This is a genomic window from Pseudomonas sp. Z003-0.4C(8344-21) (genome assembly GCF_900104975.1).
Lineage (GTDB): Bacteria > Pseudomonadota > Gammaproteobacteria > Pseudomonadales > Pseudomonadaceae > Aquipseudomonas > Aquipseudomonas granadensis.
On sequence record NZ_LT629756.1, the window covers coordinates 1,669,155 to 1,686,999 of the forward strand.

Annotated in this window: 16 protein-coding genes and 1 pseudogene; 4 read left to right on the plus strand and 13 right to left on the minus strand. The window is 60.9% G+C overall.

The features are described from left to right. Positions 1 to 32 precede the first annotated feature (32 nt). Genes BLU24_RS07705 through BLU24_RS07730 form a run of 6 tightly spaced genes read right to left on the minus strand, consistent with a single transcriptional unit; the run spans position 33 to position 6,749 of the window. Positions 33 to 1,361 carry a DUF58 domain-containing protein gene (locus BLU24_RS07705; protein WP_093098913.1) on the minus strand — a complete coding sequence of 443 codons (1,329 nt, stop codon included), beginning with the start codon at positions 1,359 to 1,361 and terminating at the stop codon, positions 33 to 35. Next, positions 1,358 to 2,359 carry an AAA family ATPase gene (locus BLU24_RS07710; RefSeq protein WP_093098916.1) on the minus strand — a complete coding sequence of 334 codons (1,002 nt, stop codon included), beginning with the start codon at positions 2,357 to 2,359 and terminating at the stop codon, positions 1,358 to 1,360. The genes BLU24_RS07705 and BLU24_RS07710 overlap by 4 nt, the downstream gene beginning before the upstream one ends. After that, the gene (locus BLU24_RS07715) at positions 2,356 to 3,519 is read right to left on the minus strand and encodes a DUF4350 domain-containing protein (protein ID WP_093098919.1); all 1,164 of its coding nucleotides are present in this window, start codon (positions 3,517 to 3,519) and stop codon (positions 2,356 to 2,358) included. The genes BLU24_RS07710 and BLU24_RS07715 overlap by 4 nt, the downstream gene beginning before the upstream one ends. Beyond that, positions 3,516 to 5,063 carry a DUF4129 domain-containing protein gene (locus BLU24_RS07720; protein WP_093098922.1) on the minus strand — a complete coding sequence of 516 codons (1,548 nt, stop codon included), beginning with the start codon at positions 5,061 to 5,063 and terminating at the stop codon, positions 3,516 to 3,518. Before BLU24_RS07720 ends, BLU24_RS07715 begins: the two co-directional genes overlap by 4 nt. Further along, on the minus strand, positions 5,050 to 6,027 hold the full coding sequence (locus BLU24_RS07725) for a stage II sporulation protein M (protein ID WP_093098925.1): 978 nt from the start codon (positions 6,025 to 6,027) through the stop codon (positions 5,050 to 5,052). Before BLU24_RS07725 ends, BLU24_RS07720 begins: the two co-directional genes overlap by 14 nt. Then, on the minus strand, positions 6,024 to 6,749 hold the full coding sequence (locus BLU24_RS07730) for an RDD family protein (protein ID WP_093098928.1): 726 nt from the start codon (positions 6,747 to 6,749) through the stop codon (positions 6,024 to 6,026). Before BLU24_RS07730 ends, BLU24_RS07725 begins: the two co-directional genes overlap by 4 nt. Positions 6,750 to 6,986: 237 nt before the next feature. Between BLU24_RS07730 and sbcB the strand changes: the two genes are divergently transcribed. Next, positions 6,987 to 8,417 carry an exodeoxyribonuclease I gene (gene sbcB / locus BLU24_RS07735; protein ID WP_093098931.1) on the plus strand — a complete coding sequence of 477 codons (1,431 nt, stop codon included), beginning with the start codon at positions 6,987 to 6,989 and terminating at the stop codon, positions 8,415 to 8,417. Between the two features lie 96 nt (positions 8,418 to 8,513). Here sbcB and mvaT read toward each other — a convergent pair whose 3' ends face one another. Then, positions 8,514 to 8,891, minus strand: a complete 378-nt coding sequence (gene mvaT, locus BLU24_RS07740) for a histone-like nucleoid-structuring protein MvaT (protein ID WP_085689457.1) — start codon at positions 8,889 to 8,891, stop codon at positions 8,514 to 8,516. Between the two features lie 334 nt (positions 8,892 to 9,225). Here mvaT and purU point away from each other — a divergent pair, with 334 nt between their 5' ends. Together purU and BLU24_RS27755 are read left to right on the plus strand one after the other, a co-directional pair. Beyond that, positions 9,226 to 10,074 carry a formyltetrahydrofolate deformylase gene (gene purU / locus BLU24_RS07745; RefSeq protein ID WP_093098933.1) on the plus strand — a complete coding sequence of 283 codons (849 nt, stop codon included), beginning with the start codon at positions 9,226 to 9,228 and terminating at the stop codon, positions 10,072 to 10,074. Positions 10,075 to 10,158: 84 nt separating this feature from the next. Continuing rightward, entirely contained in the window at positions 10,159 to 10,335 is a 177-nt protein-coding gene (locus BLU24_RS27755; protein ID WP_172833247.1) for a hypothetical protein, read from the plus strand. Here the strand turns inward: BLU24_RS27755 and BLU24_RS07750 are convergent. The 5 genes and pseudogenes from BLU24_RS07750 to BLU24_RS28165 form a co-directional block, all read right to left on the minus strand. Next, a complete protein-coding gene (locus BLU24_RS07750) occupies positions 10,319 to 11,317 on the minus strand; it encodes a lysylphosphatidylglycerol synthase transmembrane domain-containing protein (protein ID WP_093098936.1) in 999 nt (332 codons plus the stop codon). The genes BLU24_RS27755 and BLU24_RS07750 overlap by 17 nt on opposite strands. Continuing rightward, positions 11,314 to 12,090: a DUF2334 domain-containing protein gene (locus tag BLU24_RS07755; protein WP_093098939.1), complete on the minus strand. Its 777-nt coding sequence runs from the start codon at positions 12,088 to 12,090 to the stop codon at positions 11,314 to 11,316. The genes BLU24_RS07750 and BLU24_RS07755 overlap by 4 nt, the downstream gene beginning before the upstream one ends. Then, a complete protein-coding gene (locus BLU24_RS07760) occupies positions 12,083 to 13,204 on the minus strand; it encodes a glycosyltransferase family 4 protein (protein WP_172833248.1) in 1,122 nt (373 codons plus the stop codon). Before BLU24_RS07760 ends, BLU24_RS07755 begins: the two co-directional genes overlap by 8 nt. A 254-nt stretch (positions 13,205 to 13,458) precedes the next feature. Further along, on the minus strand, positions 13,459 to 14,223 hold the full coding sequence (locus tag BLU24_RS28160; protein ID WP_442965781.1) for a methyl-accepting chemotaxis protein: 765 nt from the start codon (positions 14,221 to 14,223) through the stop codon (positions 13,459 to 13,461). A 141-nt stretch (positions 14,224 to 14,364) separates the two neighbouring features. Beyond that, positions 14,365 to 15,348, minus strand: a pseudogene (locus BLU24_RS28165) (HAMP domain-containing protein); the annotation flags it as partial. Between the two features lie 186 nt (positions 15,349 to 15,534). Between BLU24_RS28165 and BLU24_RS07770 the strand changes: the two are divergent. After that, a complete protein-coding gene (locus BLU24_RS07770) occupies positions 15,535 to 17,022 on the plus strand; it encodes a helicase HerA-like domain-containing protein (RefSeq protein WP_093106521.1) in 1,488 nt (495 codons plus the stop codon). 108 nt (positions 17,023 to 17,130) lie between these two features. Here the strand turns inward: BLU24_RS07770 and BLU24_RS07775 are convergent, their stop codons facing one another. Further along, positions 17,131 to 17,586: a DUF721 domain-containing protein gene (locus BLU24_RS07775; protein ID WP_093098945.1), complete on the minus strand. Its 456-nt coding sequence runs from the start codon at positions 17,584 to 17,586 to the stop codon at positions 17,131 to 17,133. Positions 17,587 to 17,845: the final 259 nt, after the last annotated feature.

Genomic DNA, 17,845 nt, shown 5'->3' on the forward strand with positions numbered 1-17,845 from the left:
TGGTTACTTCCATTCGGGGGACGCGTTTTCCGTTAAAAACCTCCGGCTCTTTTAAGCGCGTAGTACGCTGGCAACAGTTCAGCGCCAAGTTCCAAAGGCCGAACATCCACCACCGCAACTCCATGAGCACTCAACTGCTCATGGAGTTCGCCTCGCTGATTCAGATAACTCACCGCCCCGCAGTAAGCCAACGCCTCGGGCAACGTTTGCACTGGCGTGTTGCGCAGCGCATCCAGCGTATCCTCGCGCAGGCTGGCCACCAGCACTCTGTGTCGAGCGCTCAGGCGTTTGACCGCACCGAGCAATTCTTCATCATCTTCATCACGTAAATTGGTCACCAGCACCACCAGCGCCCGGCGCTTTTGTCGAGCCAGCAGCTGGTTCACCGCCGCCTGGTAATCAGCCGGGCGCTGAGTGCTTTCCAGGTCATAAACCGCATTGAGCAAAACGTTCAGCTGTCCGCTGCCTTTGACCGGCGCTACATAACGCTGATCCCCGGCAAACGTGCATAACCCCACCGCGTCGCCCTGACGCAGGGCCACGTAACTGAGCAGCAGGCAGGCATTAAGCGCATGGTCAAAGTGCGATAGGTCATCATCCTGACTGCGCATGCGCCGGCCGCAGTCGAGCATGAAAATGATCTGCTGATCACGTTCGTCCTGATACTCGCGAGCGATCGGCGTGCGTTGGCGGGCGGTGGCTTTCCAGTCGATCTGGCGCAGGCTGTCGCCTTCGCGAAATTCGCGCAATTGGTGAAACTCCAGGCCTTGGCCGCGGCGTTGCCGTTGGCGTACACCGAGCTGGCTGAGCCAGTTGTCCACGGCCAGCAGTTCACCGCCGTAGAGCCGGGCGAAGTCTGGGTAGACGCGGGTCTGGTCGCTGACATCGAGCAGGCGCTTGCCTGTCCATAATCCCAACGGACTCGGCAGATTGATTTCGCAGCGTTCAAAAATGAAATGCCCGCGCTTCAACGGACGCAGGCGGTAGTTGATCTGGCTGAATCGGCCGGGTTGCAGCTCAACCGCCAGCGGCAAATGGTCGAAGTTCAGGCCATCCGGCAAATGGTCGAAAATTTGAATGCTCAGCGGCGCGCCGAAGTCATGTTCAACCTTGAGCGGTACTTCGGCCCAACGCCCGAGCGCGAGACTGCCCGGCATTTGCCTGCTGATCCGGACCTGCGGCAGGCGCTTGAGGCGCAGCGCATCCAGCAGCGCCAGAGCCAACAGCGCCAGCAGCAAGCCCCAGTTGATCGAGATCAGGCTCGCCGGGACGGAGACTTCCAGAGCCTGCAATGTGCCCAGCGTGATGCCAATGACCAGCAGCGCTGCGACCCAGCCCAGCAGCAGTCGTGAAGGTTTCACAGGCGCGGCGCCGGCACTTGGTCGAGCAATTGCGTCAGCACCTGATCGACCTGCAGGCCTTCGATATCCAGCTCCGGCGCAAGGCGCACGCGATGGCGCAGCACAGCCAGGGCACAGCCTTTGATGTCATCAGGAATCACGAAATCGCCACCGCGTAACAGGGCGCGTGCGCGGGCGCAACGTACCAGCGCAATCGACGCGCGCGGCCCGGCGCCGAGGGTCAGCCCCGGCCAGGTGCGCGTGTTGCGCGCCAGTCGCACGGCGTAATCGAGGACCTGATCGTCCAGCGGCAAATCACTGGCGATGCGCTGCAAGGCTTGCACATCCTTGGCCTGCAACACGGTGCGCAGCGGTTGCACGTCGAGCATGTCAGCGCGGGTCGAGCGGCTGACCTGACGAACCATGTCCAGTTCCTGCTCGGCGTCGGGATAGTCCATGCGTACCTTGAGCATGAACCGGTCGAGTTCGGCTTCCGGCAGGGGATAGGTGCCTTCCTGCTCAATCGGGTTTTGCGTGGCCATCACCATGAACGGTTGCGCAATCGGCAGGGCACGACCTTCGAGGGTGACTTGCCGTTCCTGCATCGCTTCGAGCAACGCCGCCTGGGTTTTCGCCGGAGCCCGATTGATCTCGTCGGCCAGCAACAGGTTGGTGAACAACGGGCCTTTGCGCAGCTTGAACTGCTCGGTTTGCAGGTCGTACACGGCATGGCCGGTAACGTCGCTGGGCATCAGGTCGGGGGTGAATTGAATGCGCGCGAACTCGCCGCCGAAGCAGCGGGCCAGAGCGCGCACCAGCAGGGTCTTGCCCAGCCCCGGCACACCTTCGAGCAAGACATGGCCGCCGGCAATCAGCGCCGTCAGCACGTCGTCGATCACCTGATGCTGACCGATCAGCGCTTTGCGCAATTCGCCGCGCACCGCCTGTGCCAACTGGCTGGCACGCTGGCGTTGCTGCGCGGCGTGGCTGACGCTGCCGGGCTCGATCTGTTCAGTCATAGCGTGTTCCTCAAGGTTTGCAGGTGGGCGACCCGGCGGCAGAACTCAGCGCTGGACAGGCGCCGCTTCGGTGTCGGGCTCAGGGCCTGGCTGATGGCGCGGGTGGGTTGCCGGGTCAGGCGCGACAAGGCCAGCCATTGTTCGGCAACGTTCAATTGGTCGAAGCCGGGATGGCGGCGGCGCGCGCGGCGCAGCACGTCTTGTTGCAAGGCTTGCAGCAGCGCCTGCTGGCCGTTGTGGCGCAGCAGGAAGTCGGCACTGGCGCGCAAATGCTCCTGCAACTGTCGACGCCCGCTCGAGGCTGGCGCCTGAACCGGGCCATGACGCATGCCGACGTGCCATAACCACAGGACGATCAAGACGAGCAGGGCGACGAGTGCTTGCGGAAAGAAGCGCCAAAGCAAGGTCAGCAAACCGTCGTGTTCGCTGTTGTAGACCAGCGTGACGTCGGTGTCGGCGCTCAGATACCAGAGCAGCCAGGCGTTGTCGTAATCGGCGATGGCATCGGTTTTCCACAGCTCGGCGTCGGTCACCACGGTGATCGAGCCGAGGCCGTGAGGCAATTGCATCATGTGCGTAGCCTTGGCGCTGTTGGCCCAGGCTTGCGCGAGATTTTTCGGATCGTCGAGGTGGAAGTCGGTATCGAAGCCGGCGTAGGCTGGTGCGTCTTCGTCTTCAAGATAGAGTTTGGTCAGGTGCGGGAAACGGTCGGGTTCAACGTCTGCGGGTACGTCTTTCAGATCCTTGCTGAGGGACTGATGCAATCGCACCCGATCGAGCAGCAGGTCGTTGCTCTGTTTGCTCTGTTCGTCCCACAGCGATTCGGCGACGAACACCAGGCGCCCGCCGGCGCGGGTCCAGTTCAATACCTGATCGACCTGACGCGGCGTCATCCGCGAGCGATCGTTGAGCAACAGCAGCGTATGTTGGTGCGGGTCGATGTCGGGAAGTAAGGCGAGGCTTTCAGCGTGGCTGATATTGAGGCCACGTTCACGCAAAAACAGTTCGGCCGCGAGATACGGATTGGCTTGCGCAGCGGGCGAGGGGCCGTGATCGATCTCTTCCTGATACGGCGTGGCTTTGATGTACAGAAAAACGACCAACGCGCTCAGTAAAGCGACGAGCAGCACGCCTACCCAGCCCAATGTGCGGCGACTCAACGGGCCGTCTCCTTGCCGAACAGAGCGCGCCAGCCATCGCACAATTCCTGCCGCGCAGACGCTGTCGGCACCCGATGTCCGTAAGCCATGTTCTGCCAGTGAGCAGTCAGGCTGCGGCTGAAGGCGAGCAATTGCGGACGCTGCAATTGCTCGACTTGTGCCAGTACCTGATTTTCGGTGTCGGCGGCTTTCAGTTGCAGATCAAAGTCGTGTAGCAGGTGACTGAGCAAGCCGCGATAGAGCAGGCTCAACGCGGCGCGCGGTTGGCTTTGCCAGAGTTGTTCAGCGCTGGCGGCGATGTCGTCGGGCAGACTGTCGCGGTGTACATCCAGACCGAAGGCCTGCTGTGGCACTGTGCGTTTGGGCCTGGCTGGCAGGCGCGGGCGACGGCTGACAAAAGCTTGCAGAAAGTCGCGATAGCGCCAGACCAGCCAGCCGCTCAGCGCAATGACCGTAGCCCATAACAACACCTCAATGAGTTTTGCCAAACCATTAAGGTGCTGCCCGTCGAGCCAGCCCAGCAGGGTTTTCAGCCACTGCGGTGCCTCGCCGAATTCCGAGCCTTTGGCCGGTGCCGCCGGGTCGTTGCCGAAGCGATAGCGGGTGACGGATTCCTTGTGCTTGAACGGCGGTTGTTCGAGTAATGCCTTGATGCTTTCTTGCGAGGCCTGACTGGTCAGCGGCTGATTCAACAGGCGTGGAGCCTGCGGATCGTCATCCGGCGCGGTAGCCCAGACTGGCGGCACATTCGGCAACACCAGACACACCGCCAACAACAGCCCCAACACCGAATGGCTCAGCCGCTGGCGCAGACGGCGAAATACCAGTTCGATATCCCACGCCTCCAGTTGCGTGCGCCGGTTCAGGTACAGGCTGAAGCCGCACGCGACATACACCGGCCCCCACACCACCAGTATCAGTGCATAGAAGGCATTGGTCAGGTGTTCCAGCCAGCGCCATTGATGATCCGCTGCAAGGATCAGCGCCTGCCAGTCCCAATCGGTTTCTATCTGCTGCGGCAGTAACAGATAGAACAGCACCATCAGGCCGATCCACAACGCCGTTTCCAGATGCATGCCAATGATCGTCAGCCATTGCGCGGCGCCGGCGTTGCGTTGCAGCAGCACTTGCAGGCGTTGTTGGCGGGCGCTGCCGTCGAGGCCTTCGAGTTGCAGCACCGGCAGCAGGAAACTGCGGCTCAGACTCAGTCGACGCCAGGTCAGGCTGGCCAGCAGTTGCGGCTTGAGCAGGCGCGGCCATTCACGCAACGCCTGGCGCAGCGTCGGCGTTTCGCCGAACAGCGCTTTGGAAAGGATGTACAGCGGCAATCTTTCGTAGGCGGGCTTCAGCCACCAGAAGATGAACACTGCCAGCGATGGCGAATCCCACAGCAACAGGCTGAGCAGGACGAACAGCGGCAACGTGATGATCGCCCAACTGGTCATCAGCAAACGCCGATGCTGCTGACTCATGAGCACGCCCAGGTCCATGGCTTCCCACGTGGGGCGAGGGCGGATTTCAACGGTGGCGTCACTCAGGCGCATGACGGGTCCTCCCGGCAAACGTCAAGTAAACCGCGACCAATGCCCACAGCCCGGCACCGACCAGATATTTGGTCGACGGCGTGACGCTGGTTTTAGAAGACCAATAGGCTTCGATGAAGGCTGCGATCAACAGGAACATCATCACGCCGCACACCAACAACACGCTTTTGCGCGCCGCGCGTTGCAGCGCTTCGCCGCGACTCAGGCGCGCAGGGGCGATCAAGGCCCAGCCGAGTCGCAGGCCCGCCGCACCCGCCAGGGCAATGGCGGTGAGTTCGAAAGCACCGTGGGCGATGACGAACGACCAGAAGGTCTGGCCGTAACCGATGTCGCTCAGGTGCCCGGCCACCGCCCCGATGACCATGCCGTTATAGAAGAGGAAAAACGCACTCCCCACGCCGAGAAACAGACCGCTGGCGAAGGTCTGAAAGGCAATGCCGATGTTGTGCATCACGTAATAACCGAACATCACCCAGTCTTCGCTGGCCGCGCGTTCCACGGGGCGGCCGAGGTGACCGGCGACCGGGTCGTACATGCCTTGCATTTCGCGCACCTGATCGGCGGGAATCAGGCTATAGATCAACTCTGGAAACGCATAAACCAGCACACCGACGGCGATCAGACTGCCGAAAAACAGCAGGCCGGCAGCCAGTACGAAGCGCCATTCTGCACGCACCAGTCGCGGAAAGTCGGCAAGGACAAAGCTCAGCAGATTGGCGCCGAGATGGCTGCGATGGCGGTAGAGCTGTTGATGCCCGCGCAGGACTTGCTGCTGCAACGAGTCGATGAGAAAGCTGCTGTAGCCGCGCTCTTGCGCCAGCGCCAAATGTTGGCAAAGCCTGCGGTAGGCCTTGGGGAAACCGCTGACTTGCGTGGTGTCCTTGCCATGCTCGAGGCGTTCGAGTGCCATGGCAAAACGCTCCCACTCGACCTTGTGGCGGCTTTCGAAAAGGCTTTGCTTCATGTCGGGCCCAACAAGCCACGGGCGATGCCGTTGAGTTCGGCGACGGCTTTGGGGGCGGAAATACGCAGTGGCTGCGCCAATAGTGCGGCAAGTTCGTTGACCCGCGCCGGCGACAGATCGTTCTGGCGTTCGGCAAAGGACAACACCGCGCGTTGTTCCTTGAGAGTCAGCGGGACCGGTGTGCGCCGCGGTTCGGCTTCGGGCAGTTGCGGCCGGGTCAGTGGGCGTTCGCTGTAGACCACCAGCGTGCCGGCGGCGATATCGCCGAGGCGTTTGAAAGTGGAGTGATGCAGGCAACTCAAGGTGCCGAGGAAATAACCGAACGGCAGCAGATCGACAAAGCGCAGCAGATTGCGCAGTAGCGAGGCCGACCAGCCCACCGGTGTGCCGTCGTCGTGCACCACACGCAAACCCATCCATTGTTTGCCGGGTGAGCGGCCTTGTCGCAGCACTTCAAACAACACCATGTACCACCAACTTATAGCGAACAGCAGCAGCGAACCGAGGCCCATGCCGAGCTTGCCGAGAAACGCCAATGCGATGAACAACACGCCCATGATCACCCCGCGCAAAGCCAGATCAATGGCGAAGGCCACCGCGCGCACCGGCAACCCGGCCGGGCGCAAGGGCAGGTCGATACCCTCCGGCGTTTCGACCTGATGCCGCGTATCCAGCGGTGGGGCCAGCGGTGCTTTCCTTGGCGGTGCTGTGGGCTCGAGCATGGGCTACCTGATGTTCGCCGGTTCGGGTGCAAGTGAGGCCGATGCTAGCAGCCTCTCGGGGGAAAACGACATAACTATGTATTGCACTGCATGTAAAAGCCGCCGGTTGAAAATCCCACAGGGAAACGCATTTGCAGCTGTAGGAATCTGGAGAAATGACTGTTCGAGGGCTTCGAGGCTGGCCGTGGCAACCCGGTAGCGCCTAGACTTCGCCGATCTTCAGTTCAGGGACCGCCCGTGACTTCCATCTTCTGGTACGACTACGAAACCACTGGCATCAATCCGCGCAATGATCGTCCGTTGCAGGTGGCCGGGATTCGCACGGACCACGCACTCAATGAAATCGACGAGCCGGTCAACCTCTATTGCCAGCCGAGCGACGACATCCTGCCGCATCCGGCGGCGTGCGCGATCACCGGCATCACGCCTGGCCAGCTTGCCGAAAAAGGTTTGAGCGAAGCCGATTTCATGACCCGCGTGCACGCGCAACTGGCGGCACCGGGCACCTGTGGCGCCGGCTACAACACCCTGCGTTTCGATGACGAAATGACCCGCTACAGCCTGTACCGCAATTTCTTCGACCCCTACGCTCGTGAATGGCAGGGCGGCAACAGTCGTTGGGACCTGATCGATGTGGTGCGCGCCGCCTATGCATTGCGCCCCGATGGCTTGGTCTGGCCGACCGACGACGAGGGGCGGGTGACGCTCAAGCTCGAACGCCTGACCGCCGCCAACCAGATCGATCACGGCCATGCTCACGAAGCCTTGTCGGACGTGCGCGCGACCATTGCGCTGGCCAGGCTCATTCGCGAAAAACAACCGAAACTCTATGACTGGCTGTTCCAGTTGCGCAGCAAACAGAAAGTCATGGACCAGATTCGCCTGCTGCAACCGCTGGTGCACGTCTCTGGGCGGTTCTCGGCGGCGCGCAGTTATGTCGGTGTGGTGCTGCCTCTGGCCTGGCACCCAAAGAACCGCAACGCCCTGATCGTCTGCGATTTGCATCTCGACCCGCAGGGATTGCTGGATCTGGATGCGCAAACCTTGCGTCAGCGTTTGTACACACGCCGTGACGAGCTGGCAGAGGGCGAGTTGCCAGTGCCGCTCAAGCTCATTCATGTCAACCGTTGCCCGGTGGTGGCCCCGCTTGCAGTGTTGCGTGCGGAAGATCAGCAGCGTCTGGGCCTGGACATGGCTTTGTATCAACAGCGCGCACTGCGGCTAACTGACGCACAACAAGTCTGGAAAGATAAAGTTGCCGAGATTTATGTCGCTGAAGATTTCACTCCCAGCGAAGATCCGGAACAACAGTTGTACGACGGATTTATCGGTGATCGCGATCGGCGCCTGTGCGAGCAAGTGCGAAATGCCGACCCGGCTCAACTGGCACAAGAGCAATGGCCGTTCGATGATGAACGTTTACCCGAATTGCTCTTTCGATATCGCGCACGCAACTTTGCCGAGACCCTGACGGGCGAAGAGCAACAACGCTGGCGAATATTTTGCCAGCGGCGTTTGACCCTGCCTGAATACGGCGCGCCGAATACCGTGCAATCTTTTACCGAGGCCGCCGAGCAATGGGCAGTTAATGCCACACCGTTGCAGAGAGAGGTACTCAATGACTGGCAAAATTATGTCCAGGCATTGCGCAAACGTTTGGATCTTTGAATTCGAACATGCCTGGGCTTAAATGCCAGGCATAAAAAAACGCCAGCGTTCGCTGGCGTTTGTTTTTCACGGATTGCTCTGCGAAAAGCTTGCGGCTTAGCCCAGCAGGGTAGCCCAGCCTTCAACCACGTCACCGCCCCACTTGGCTTTCCACTCTTTCAGAGTCTTGTGGTTGCCACCTTTGGTTTCGATGACTTCGCCGTTGTGCGGGTTTTTGTATTGTTTAACTTTGCGTGCACGCTTGGTGCCGGTAGTTTTCACTGCGCCGCCACGTGGTGCCTTGGTTTTTGCTTCCGGATCCAGCAGCGCGATGATGTCGCGCAGGGATTTGGAGTATTCGCCCATCAGGGTGCGCAGTTTGCCTTCGAATTCCAGCTCGGCTTGCAGTTTGTCGTCTTGCGACAGGTTCTTCAAACGAGCTTGCAGCTCTTTGATGGCTTCTTCGGTGGCGCGATATTCGTTGATCAGGGACATGGTTACTACCTTGGTGAAGTGTTGAATGGCAGGGGGACAGTGTCGCAATAATAGTCAGGGTGTTTCATCAAGTAAACATTTAACCAAGGTTTTTATTTGAATTAGTTACGAGAAACTGCCGACTTTTGAATATTCCGTTAAATAATGTGATCGGCTCGTCACCGATATTCACAGTTGCCTGATCGAATGCCGCCTCAGCGTTTGAGTGGTTGACGTTGAGTGCCAACTAAAGGCGTAGCGCCCGCCGTGGCGAGGCCTGGTGCCGATCACTACTGCAGTTTTCCCGCGCAGTCGCTAGAATGGCGGCCTTTGCGAAGTTCTGGAGTTCCCCCTCATGCGCACTTTTCGTCTGGTGATCTCTTGCCCGGACCGCGTTGGCATCGTTGCCAAAGTCAGTAATTTCCTGGCCTCTCATAACGGCTGGATCACCGAAGCGAGCCACCACTCCGACAATCAAGTGGGCTGGTTCTTCATGCGTCACGAAATTCGTGCCGACTCGCTGCCGTTCGGTATTGAAGAGTTGCGCGAGAAGTTTGCGCCGATCGCCGAAGAGTTCTCGATGGACTGGCGCATCACCGACACTGAGCAGAAAAAGCGCGTGGTGTTGATGGCCAGCCGTGAGTCCCACTGTCTGGCGGACTTGCTGCACCGCTGGCACAGCGACGAACTGGACTGCGAAATCTCCTGTGTGATTTCCAACCACGACGACCTGCGCAGCATGGTCGAGTGGCATGGCATTCCTTATTACCACGTCCCGGTCAATCCGCAGGACAAGCAGCCGGCGTTCGCCGAAGTGTCGCGGCTGGTCAAGCAGCACGACGCCGAAGTGGTGGTGCTGGCGCGCTACATGCAGATCCTGCCGCCAGAGTCGTGTCGCGAATACGCACACAAGGTCATCAACATTCACCACAGCTTCCTGCCGTCGTTCGTCGGCGCCAAGCCGTATCACCAGGCCTCGCTGCGTGGCGTGAAACTGATCGGTGCGACCTGCCACTACGTCACCGAAGAGCTGGACGCCGGTCCGATCATCGAGCAGGACGTGGTGCGCGTCAGCCACAGCGACAGCATCGAAGACATGGTGCGTTTCGGCCGTGACGTCGAGAAGATGGTCCTGGCCCGCGGCCTGCGCTATCACCTCGAAGATCGCGTGCTGGTGCACGGCAACAAGACGGTGGTGTTCTGATCGAACCCCCGGGCTTGAAAAAAACAGGGTCTGGGCGTTGAATCGCTCAGGCCCTTTTTTATACCAGCCACTCGGAGCAAGCCGATGAGCGATCCACTCGACAAAGCCACCTCCAAAGCCCCGGCGACCTTGGGCGAAGGCTGTTTGAGCCGCTACGACCCGGAGGACATGAGCCCTGACGACGGTACGGAGTTTCCCGGAGCCGCCGACTTGTGGGAGCAGCTTCAGGATCACCAGGACGACGCTAAGAAGCCTGCCTGACATTCATCAGCTTCTTCAGCAGCGGCCGGCCGAGCATCAACACGAAAACCGGGCCACCGACCAACAGATAGAAGTAATACGTCACCACCCGCCAGATCAGGATCGCTGCCGCTGCGGTGGATTTGCCCACCATCGGCGCCAGCAGCGCGGCCGACGTCAACTCCGCCGCCCCGGCGCCACCCGGCAGCAGGCTGAACTGCCCGGCGCCCAGCGAAAGCATCTGTATCAGAAAGCTCCACGCCCACTGCAAGTCCGCGCCCAGCCCGAGCAGCGCCAGATACAGCACGCTGTAGCGCAGCAGCCAGTGCACGCAAGTCAGGGCGAAGACCTTGATCAGGGTTTGCCAAGGCAACTTCAGGGTGTCAGTGAACGCGGCGAGAAAATGCAATAACTTGCGCGCCCAGCGCCGTCGCGTGCGCGCCGTGACGTTCATGCCGGCCAGCAGTCGCCCGCTGAGGCGAATCAATGCGCGGTGATAACGCGCAATCAGCACACAACTGAACAACCCGCCAAACAGCGAAACTGCACTGAGCATCAACAGCCACTCAAGACGATCGCTCAGATGCTGGAACAACGCATAAATCAGGATGCCGGTCAGGGCACAGAGAAAGAACAGCAGATCGCTGAGCTGATCCATGGCAAACACCGCACTGCTGCGCGCCGGGCGTACACCGAAGCGCGCCAGCAAGGCCATGATGGTCAACGGTCCGCCGCTGCCGCCGGGGGTGGCGCAGTAGGCGAATTCTGCGGCCATGACCACGCCGAGGCTCTTGATCGGCGGCACCTGGCCACGCTGGTCGCCCAGCAACAAGCGCAAACGCAGGGTGTTGATGCCCCAGCAGAGCAGAATCATGCCGAACATCAGCAGCAACCAGCGCAGCGGGAAGCTTTGCAGGCGCGCCCAGGTTTCGCCACCGCCGAGCACGACTGGAATCAGCACCGCGACGAGCAGGCCGATCAGCAATAACAGGCTGCGTTTCATGCGGCGCTTTCCATTTGCATACGTTGTCGAGCGAGCCAGTTGACCTTGGTCAGCGGTTCGCGTCCATCCGCCAGCAGGCGTTCAAGGGTTTGCAGCCAATAAGTGCGCGAGAAGGGGTGGCGCATGTCCACCGGGTGCAGGCCCAGGCGAATCACTGGCGCCTGACGCCAGCGCTGTTCGCGTTGATCGCTGAGCACTTTGGACAAACCACGCCGCCAGGCACTGCGCGCGCTCCACACCAAGCCCGGTGCGTCGATGGCGGTGAAATCCGGCAACCGATAAATATGCTGCGGATCGCTGGTGTACTGCAACGGCAACTCACGCAATGCCTGGCGCGTGCCGTCGCTCATCAGCCACGCCGGGGCGACGAAACCGTGCACTGGCCAGTCACGACGTTGAAAGATCTCAAGACCGGCATGCAAGCGGGAGAGGGCGGTTTCGCGGGACAAGCGATAAAACTCGCCTTCGTGGGTGTAGACCCGACGCATGAACCAGTCACGCGGTGTTCTAGGGCCGGGCTCATGGTCGTCGTGATAGTAACCGTGCAGGGCCAGTTCATCGCCCCGGGCCAGCCGCTTGTCAAGCAAGCGGCGGAACGCCGGGTGCGCATCAAGTGCATTGCGCCGATGAAAATCCGGTACCACCAGCCAGGTCATCGGCACCGCGCCCATGGCATCGACCGCTTCGACAAACGGCTGATAATCGGCCCACGTTTCCGGCGCCACGTCATGCAAGACCAGCAGTACGGCGCGGCGATTGTTCGATTCAGCCATTGGCCACCCTGGGAATCGCGTGGCCGAGTACGGCGTGATAGTGACTGAGCAGACTGTCGACCACATTGTCCCAGGCGTAATGCTGCTCGACGTGCTGGCGCGCTTGTCGTCCAAGTTTTGCGCAGCCGCGACTGAACAGTTCGCGCACGGCATTGGCCATTGCCTGCGGGTTATTCGGCGCACAGAGCAGGCCGCAGGATTCATCGACGATTTCTTCGAAGGCTCCCGCGGCCACGGCAACCACCGGAATGCCGCAGGCCATGGCTTCGAGGATTACCAGACCGAAAGTTTCCTGGTCACCGGCATGCACCAGTGCGTCGGCGCTGGCCATCAGTTGTGCTACCCGCGCCGGTGGGCAGAATTCGTCAATGACGCTGACATTGTCCGGGACGATGGCCGGCATCGACGAACCGACCAGCAGCAAGTGATAACGCGGGCCGAGGCGCTTCATGCATTTGAGCAGCACCGGCAGATTCTTCTCCTTGGAGCCGCGCCCGGCGAAAATCAGCAGGCGTGTGTCCTCGGCGATGCCCAGTTCGGCACGCAGATTGCGCTCGCACGCGCCGGGATGGAAGGTCTGCAGATCAACGCCCAGCGGCTGCACGTAGACGTTGCGCACGCCCAGCCCGGTGAGCTTGTCCGCCATCACTTGGCTGGGGGCCAACACACGGTCGAAGTTGCCGTAGAGCTTGGTTACGTAAGCCTCGACATTCGGCGTGACCCAATGGCCCATGCGGTTGCCGACCAGCAGCGGCAGGTCCGAGTGATAAAAACCGATCACCGGCACATCCAGCTGCCGCCGCGCATCCAGCGCCGCCCAAGCGGTCAGGTACGGATCGCCGACTTCGATCAGATCAGGCTGCAAATCCTGCAGGACGTTGCGCCATGGCGCCAGCCGTAGCGGGAAGCGATAGCCCTTGCCGAAGGGCAGGGCAGGGGCCGGAACGCTGTAAACGCCGTCGTTTTCGCCATAACGGGCGCCGGGAATCAACAGGCTGTGGCGAATGCCGGATCTGCCCGTCAACCGACGGTGCTTGGCATCCAGATAAGTCCGCACGCCGCCGCTGGCCGGGGCGTAGAACATGGTGATGTCGGCGATATGCACGGTGATCATCCCTCCGCTGCTGGGTTCTCCCTTGTTGACCTTTATCGAGAATGGATGTTCGGTCGGGATTGCGCGGTGGGTTTGAGGAGCGCCCTCACCCTAACCCTCTCCCGGAGGGAGAGGGGACTGATCGCGTTGGATGTTTGATCCAAGTCGACCTGGCGGTACGAGTCGAACTCAGGTTTGAAAAGCTTGAAGATCTGCTCCCTTTCCCCTCGCCCCCTTGGGGGAGAGGGCTGGGGTGAGGGGGAGGCTCTTGATCTTCAGATCCTGAAGCTGCCCACCAGCTGCTTCAGCCGCGCAGCCTGCTGCTCCAGATCCGAACAGGCACGCAAGGTCGCGTGCAGGTTTTCCACGCCTTCCTGGTTCAGCGTGTTGATCTCGGTGATGTCGACGTTGATCGACTCGACCACGGCGGTCTGCTCCTCGGTCGCGGTCGCCACCGACTGGTTCATGCCGTCGATTTCACTGATGCGCAGGGTCACGCTGTTCAAGCGCTCGCCGGCGAGATTGGCGATCTCGACACTGTCCTGGCTGTGGCGCTGGCTGTCGCTCATGGTGCTCACCGATTCACGGGCGCCAACTTGCAGTTCCTCGATCATGGTCTGCACCTGCTGCGCCGATTCCTGGGTGCGGTGGGCCAGATTGCGCACTTCATCGGCGACCACGGCGAAACCACGGCCAGCCTCGCCGGCGCGCGCCGCTTCAATTGCCGCGTTGAGCGCCAGCAGGTTGGTCTGCTGGGAAATGCTGGTGATCACTTCGAGAATCTGCCCGATGTTCACGGTTTTGCTGTTCAGCGACTCGATGTTGCTGCTCGATGCACTAAGCATGCTCGACAGCCGGTTCATTGCTTGAATGCTGCGTTCGACCACTTGCTGGCCATCTTCGGCGAGACCGCGCGCATCGCTGGCCTGATTCGACGCCTGCGCGGCGTTGCGGGCGATTTCCTGCGCGGCGGCGCCGAGCTGGTTGATCGCTGCCGCCACGCTGCTGGTGCGCGAGGCCTGCTGATCGGAGTTGTACATCGACGAGTTCGAGGCTGCGACCACCCGAAGGGCGACTTCGTTGACTTGCCCGGTGGCCGACGAAACTTCGCGGATCGAGCCGTGAATACGCTCGACGAAACGGTTGAATGCAGTGCCCAGCACGCCAAATTCATCGTGGTTGACGATGGTCAGGCGTTTGGTCAGGTCGCCTTCGCCGTCGGCGATGTCTTCCATGGCGCGGGTCATGACATGCAGCGGCTGAATCAGGATGCGGATCAGCATGCCCAGCAACGCGAGAATGATCGCCACGGCAATCACCGTCGCGATCACCGCCGAGGTACGGAATTCGCTGAGCATCGCGAACGCCTGATCCTTGTCCACCGACAAGCCGATGTACCAGTTCACCGAGGGCAAACCCTTGATCGGCGCGAAGGTGACGATGCGGGTCTTGCCATCGACGCTGACTTCGCTGAAGTCGCTGCTGATGCGCGGCGTGTCCTGCGGATAGGCTTCTTTGAGTGACTTCATCACCAAGGCCTTGTCCGGATGCACGAGAATCTTGCCGTCGGCGCTGACCAGAAACACATAACCCATGCCGTCGAAATCCCGCGCGGCGAGGGTGTCGACCAGCGATTGCAGGCTCAGATCACCGCCGACCACGCCGACGCTCTGGCCGGCCTTTTTCGAGGCGGTGGCGATAGAAATGATCAGTTGACCGGTTGCCGCATCGATGTACGGCTCGGTCAGGGTCGAGGTGCTGCTGCTTTCGGCGCCCTTGTACCAGGGACGAACGCGCGGATCGAAACCGTCCGGCATTTTCGTGTCGGGACGGATGGTGAAATGGCCGGTGGCATCACCCAGGTAGGTGGCCATGAACGTCGAGGTCAGGGTTTTCTGCTCGAGCAGGCTGGCGACGTTGGCAGGTTCCGGATTGGCGGCGATGTTCTGGGCGGCGTTTTCGATCAGCAGGATGCGACCGGTCAGCCAGGTCTGGATATTACCGGCAGTGACCTCGCCCATTTCTTCGAGGTAGCTGTTCAAGTCATCGCGGATCGCGTTGCGTTGCAACCAATCGTTATAAAGAGTGAACGAGGCGAAGGCGGCGATGACGACGAGGGCGGCGGCAAGCAGGATTTTATGGCTGAAGCGCAGATTTTTGTTCATGGCTTGGGGTTCCGCTAAGGTCTTAATGTCCCGGGCGTGCTTTTATAGAGGCACGTGAAACGGGCAAGGGGCAAAAAAAGCTGATATTTCCATCTCTCCTTAGGGAAATGTCCGGCTGACCCGGGTCGGGTCTCTCAACCTTTTTATCGGCCATGCAGCATCAAAGATTAACCATTGGGTGACAAAATGCCTGACTCCTCGCAACTCGTAATCGGCGCCGATCCGGCTGGCCAGCAGACTGCCCAGGCGATGCGCCTGGCGAACCGCCACGGCCTGATCGCCGGCGCCACCGGCACCGGTAAGACCGTCACCTTGCAGCGCCTGGCCGAAGCCTTCAGCGACGCCGGTGTCGCGGTGTTCGCCGCCGACATCAAGGGTGACCTGTGCGGCCTCGGTGCCGCCGGCAATCCACAGGGCAAGGTCGCCGAACGCATCGCCGGCATGCCGTGGCTCAACCACACCCCGCAGGCGTATCCGGTGACCTTGTGGGATATTCATGGCGAATCCGGGCATCCGCTGCGTACCACCCTGAGCGAAATGGGCCCGCTGTTGATCGGCAGTCTGCTGGAGCTCACTGACAGTCAACAGTCGGCGCTGTATGCGGCGTTCAAGGTCGCCGATCGCGAAGGTCTGTTGCTGCTCGATCTGAAAGACCTGAAAGCGCTGCTCAATCACCTCAAGGACAATCCTCAGTTGCTCGGCGAAGACGCGGCGCTGATGACCACTGGCTCCAGTCAGGCGCTGCTGCGCCGCTTGGCAACCCTTGAGCAGCAGGGCGCAGAAGCCTTGTTCGGCGAGCCGGCACTGCAACTGGAAGACATTCTGCAACCGACCGCCGACGGCCGCGGGCGCATTCATCTGCTCGACGCCAGCCGTCTGGTGCACGAGGCGCCGAAGGTCTATGCAACGTTCCTGTTGTGGCTGCTGGCCGAACTGTTCGAGCAATTGCCGGAGCGGGGCGATGCCGACAAACCGCTGCTGGCGCTGTTCTTCGATGAGGCGCATTTGCTGTTTGGCGACACACCGAAGGCGTTGCAGGAGCGTCTGGAACAAGTGGTGCGGTTGATTCGCTCCAAGGGCGTTGGCGTGTATTTCGTCACCCAGTCGCCCGCCGATCTGCCGGATGACGTGCTGGCCCAACTGGGCTTGCGCATCCAGCACGGCTTGCGTGCGTTTACTGCCAAAGAGCAGAAATCCTTGCGCGCGGTGGCCGAGGGGTTCCGCCCGAATCCGGCGTTCGACAGCTTGTCGGTATTGACCGAGTTGGGGATTGGTGAGGCCTTGGTCGGCACGCTGACCGAGAAGGGCACGCCGGAAATCGTCCAGCGTGTGCTGGTCGCGCCGCCGCAATCGCGGATCGGGCCGCTCAGCGCAACCGAACGCACCGTGCTGATTGCCGGATCGCCGTACAAGGGCCGTTATGACAAACCGATCGACCGCGAGTCGGCGTATGAAATCCTGATGGGACGTAAAGGCCTGGCGCCGGAAGCTGAAGCGCCCGCAGGCAAAGCAGCTGCCGAAGAACCAAGCCTGGCCGACCGGGCCGGGGAGTTCCTCGGCACCGCGGCGGGGCAGGCACTGAAGTCAGCCATGCGCCAAGCGGCCAACAATCTGGGCAAGCAACTGGTGCGCGGTTTGATGGGCTCTTTGCTCGGCGGCAGCAAACGCCGCTAAAACAATGCAGGAGTGAGCCTGCTCGCGATGGCGATGCAACGGTCGACACTTGTAGTGACTGATCTACCGCTATCGCGAGCAGGCTCGCTCCTGCGGGATTTGCTGATTTCAGGTTTTGGCCTTGGCGTGCGCTGCCAGTCGTTCCAGCGCCGCACGCAAACCCGGATCGCTGATCCCATTGGCCGTTTCCTGAATCGTCGCGGCGGCATCGGTCGACAGATCCATGGTGTGCCCGGTCGCGCCGCGCTGCACCGTCGGCGGCTGCACCTTGAACAGAATCCGCGTCAGGCTGGCGAACTCGTCGAACATCTGCAATTGCCGCTGCAAGCGTTTCTGCTGATAGCGCAAACGTGTTGCCCAGTGGCCGTCGGTCACAATCAGCAGCAGACTGCCCTCGCGCCATGACGCCACATGGCAGTGTTTGCGGGCGGCGGGTTGCAGCTGGCTTTCGAGCAGACGTTGCAAATGTCCCAGCCGTTGGGCATGGCCGAGGATGGCTTTGAGCGGCTTGGCTTCGCGTAGCAGAACGGCGGGTGCTCTGGCCGTGAGAGGGCGAAATGCCATGATCGAACACCTGAAGTAACAGAAGCGCCATGGTAGCAGAAAGCTGCGGAACCACTCGCCCATTGCTTTTGTCCCTGCTTTGCTCATTAAATCAACGACTAACTTCTTGCCCGCGTGGCTTGAAGTTGAGCAAAACGCCCTTATTTCAAGTGAGCCCCGTCAAAGCGCAGTGCCAGCATCGTGGAACATCGCCACTTTCCTCACCACCGTTTCCGGGTAGAATGCTCGTTCGCATGCGGCCATGAGGGCTGCACGGGCG